Annotated in this window: 3 protein-coding genes; all 3 read left to right on the top strand. The window is 65.0% G+C overall.

Annotation, left to right across the window (positions count from 1 at the left end):
• On the top strand, window positions 1-402 hold a 402-nt coding region (locus tag JHD77_RS31310; protein ID WP_199506553.1), incomplete at its 5' end, for an integrating conjugative element protein.
• 8 nt (window positions 403-410) lie between these two features.
• Window positions 411-680, top strand: a complete 270-nt coding sequence (locus JHD77_RS31305) for a hypothetical protein (RefSeq protein WP_003099820.1) — start codon at window positions 411-413, stop codon at window positions 678-680.
• Between the two features lie 3 nt (window positions 681-683).
• On the top strand, window positions 684-2915 hold the full coding sequence (gene traD, locus JHD77_RS31300) for a type IV conjugative transfer system coupling protein TraD (protein WP_196994078.1): 2232 nt from the start codon (window positions 684-686) through the stop codon (window positions 2913-2915).
• Window positions 2916-2968 lie beyond the last annotated feature (53 nt).

Below are 2968 nucleotides of genomic sequence, written 5' to 3'. Positions count from 1 at the left end.
GCGCTCCCCTACTACCAGGGCCTGGATCCGCAGCCATCCGCTGCCACACCAGGACCTGGCGACCTGGGTGTCCGTGGCTCAGGTGCGTTTCCAGTTCGCTCGGCACGCCTTTCGCCAGGCCAGGTTCAGGGGCGCGCCATCAACGCCCCAGGCCTGCAACCTCTGTTCCTCGTCGGCGACGACACGCTGTCTCGAACCTGGCTGAAAGAGCGAGGCGACGAGCTCCGAGGCCTCCACGCTGTGGGCCTGGCAGTGAACGTGGCCAGCGAAGCGCGCCTGACGGAAATCCGTGCCTGGGGGAAAGGACTTCAGATATTGCCGGCGCCGGCGGACGACCTGGTCGACCGGCTCGGACTGCGGCACTACCCCGCCCTCATCACATCCACCGCCATCCAGCAGTAGGAGTCCTCATGACTACTCACCTGATCACCCTGGTCATCAAGCAGCCGAGCGACGCTCAGGCACGCCAACTCATGTACCAGGAGTTGCTCGGCCTGATCTCACGCTACGGCGGTGAGGTGACGTCCACGGCCCTCGAGGACGAATCGACCCTCTGTGAGCTGCTGGAGCAGATGCTGCCCGATCATGAGGTAGAGCAAGCCAGGAAACAGGTGCTCGAACTTCATGCCAAGCGCCGCCGACCGGGCCGCCTGCACTCGCCGGCAAGCCTGAAGGTGTAACCCATGGCTGGCCAGTACCCGCTGGAAGCGCTCTTGCGGCCTGCCGTGGAGCTCTACACCACCACCGTGTGCTTCACCGCGGCCGCGCTCTGCATCGTCGCGCCGTGGACGTTCGCCCTCACTCCGCTGTTCGGCATCGTGGCCGCGCTGGGCTTCGTCTGGCTGGGCGTCGTGCGGCTGAAGCAGGCCGGCGTGGTGCTCCGCTACCGGCGGAACATTCGCCGACTGCCGAAGTACACGATGACCAGCGCCGAAATGCCGGTCAGCAACGAACACTTGTTCATCGGCAAGGGCTTTCGCTGGACGCAGAAGCATACGCAGCGCCTGGCAGATACCTACCTGCCCCAGTTCGCCTCCTACGTCGAGCCCTCGCCGCTCTACGAGCGCGCGCGCCGGCTGGAGAAGCAGCTCGAGTTCGCCCCCTTCCCCCTGAAGCTGGTCGCCAAAGCCACTGCCTGGGACGTGGCCTGGAACCCCGCACGGCCGCTGCCGCCCGTGGGCGGTTTGCCTCGGCTCCATGGCATCGAGCCGCGCGAACAGGACGTAGGCCTGCAACTGGGCGAGCGCGTCGGCCACACACTGGTACTCGGCACCACGAGGGTGGGTAAGACGCGCCTCGCGGAGCTGTTCATCACCCAGGATATTCGCCGCACTCACTGCCGGGTACGACGCCGGCGGGTGAAGATGGGCCGGCGGACCCAGACGGTTCACCACGGCCACCGGCGCCGGCGCGCAGAGGAGCAGCCGGACTACGAGGTGGTGATCGTCTTCGACCCGAAAGGCGACGCTGACCTGCTCAAGCGTATGTACGTGGAATGCGAACGTGCCGGCCGCCTGGACGAGTTCTACGTGTTCCACCTCGGTCATCCTGACCTGTCGGCACGCTACAACGCCGTCGGCCGGTTCGGTCGGATCTCCGAGGTCGCCACCCGCGTCGCCGGCCAGCTCTCCGGCGAAGGCAACAGCGCGGCGTTCCGCGAGTTCGCCTGGCGGTTCGTCAACATCATCGCCCGCGCGCTGCACGCGCTGGGTATCCGGCCTGACTACCAGCAGATCCTCCGGCACGTCGTGAACATCGATGCGTTGTTCGTCGAGTACGCCCAGAAGTACATCAGCGAGCACGACCCGAGGGCCTGGGACACCATCATCCACATCGAGGGCAAGCTCAACGACAAGAACGTGCCATTCAACATGAAAGGGCGGCCCTTCCGTGTCGTGGCCATCGACCAGTACCTGACACAGAAACGCATCGCCGACCCGGTCATGGAAGGCCTGAAGAGCGCCGTGCGCTACGACAAGACCTACTTCGACAAGATCGTGGCCTCGCTGCTGCCGCTGCTGGAGAAACTCACTACCGGGCGGATCTCGGAGCTTCTTTCGCCTAACTACGCGGACCTCAACGATCCGCGACCGATCTTCGACTGGATGCAGGTCATCCGCAAACGCGCCGTGGTCTACGTCGGCCTCGACGCACTATCGGATACCGAGGTCGCCGCCGCGGTGGGCAACTCCATGTTCAGCGACCTGGTCTCGGTAGCGGGTCACATCTACAAGCATGGTGTCGATGACGGCCTGCCCGGCTCGCTCGCTGGCGGCAAGGTCCGCATCAACCTGCATGCCGACGAGTTCAACGAGCTGATTGGCGACGAGTTCATCCCCATGGTCAACAAAGCGGGCGGCGCCGGCGTGCAGGTGACGGCCTACACCCAGACCATGAGCGACATCGAGGCCAAGATCGGCTCCCGCGCGAAGGCCGGTCAGATCATCGGCAACTTCAACAACCTGTTCATGCTGCGGGTGCGCGAGACCGCCACGGCCGAACTCCTTACCAATCAGCTCCCCAAGGTCCAGATCTACACCAGCACGCCGGCGAGCGGCGCCAACGACGCGATCAACAACAAGAAGGCAGCCTTCACCTCCAGCTCGCACGACCAGGTGCAGATGACCAGCGTGCCGATGCTCGAGCCGGCCCACATCGTTGGTCTGCCCAAAGGACAGGCGTTCGCGCTACTCGAGGGCGGCAATCTCTGGAAGATCCGAATGCCGCTGCCGGCGGTCGATCCCGACGAGGTGATGCCGAAAAGCCTGCAGGAGCTGGCTGCCGGTATGCGCAAGGGCCAGGCCGCCAACAGCGAGTGGTGGGAGGCGCCGGGATACTCCGCCCTGCAGGATGGTCTGCCCCAGGACCTGGTCGACGATTTCCGTCACCTCGGCGCCGGTGAGGATGCCGCCTGATGGCTGAAGTCACTCAACGTGCAGAGCAGCAACAAGAGAGCCAGAAGACCCTT

It is taken from the genome of Pseudomonas sp. P20, assembly GCF_016463925.1.
GTDB lineage: Bacteria > Pseudomonadota > Gammaproteobacteria > Pseudomonadales > Pseudomonadaceae > Pseudomonas > Pseudomonas aeruginosa.
This window is presented reverse-complemented; position numbering and strand designations above follow the sequence as displayed.

Excerpts from the sequence above, each read along its gene's own strand:
- JHD77_RS31305 (WP_003099820.1), top strand. The coding sequence starts at position 411 with ATGACTACTCACCTGATCACCCTGGTCATCAAGCAGCCGAGCGACGCT.
- traD (WP_196994078.1), top strand. The coding sequence starts at position 684 with ATGGCTGGCCAGTACCCGCTGGAAGCGCTCTTGCGGCCTGCCGTGGAG.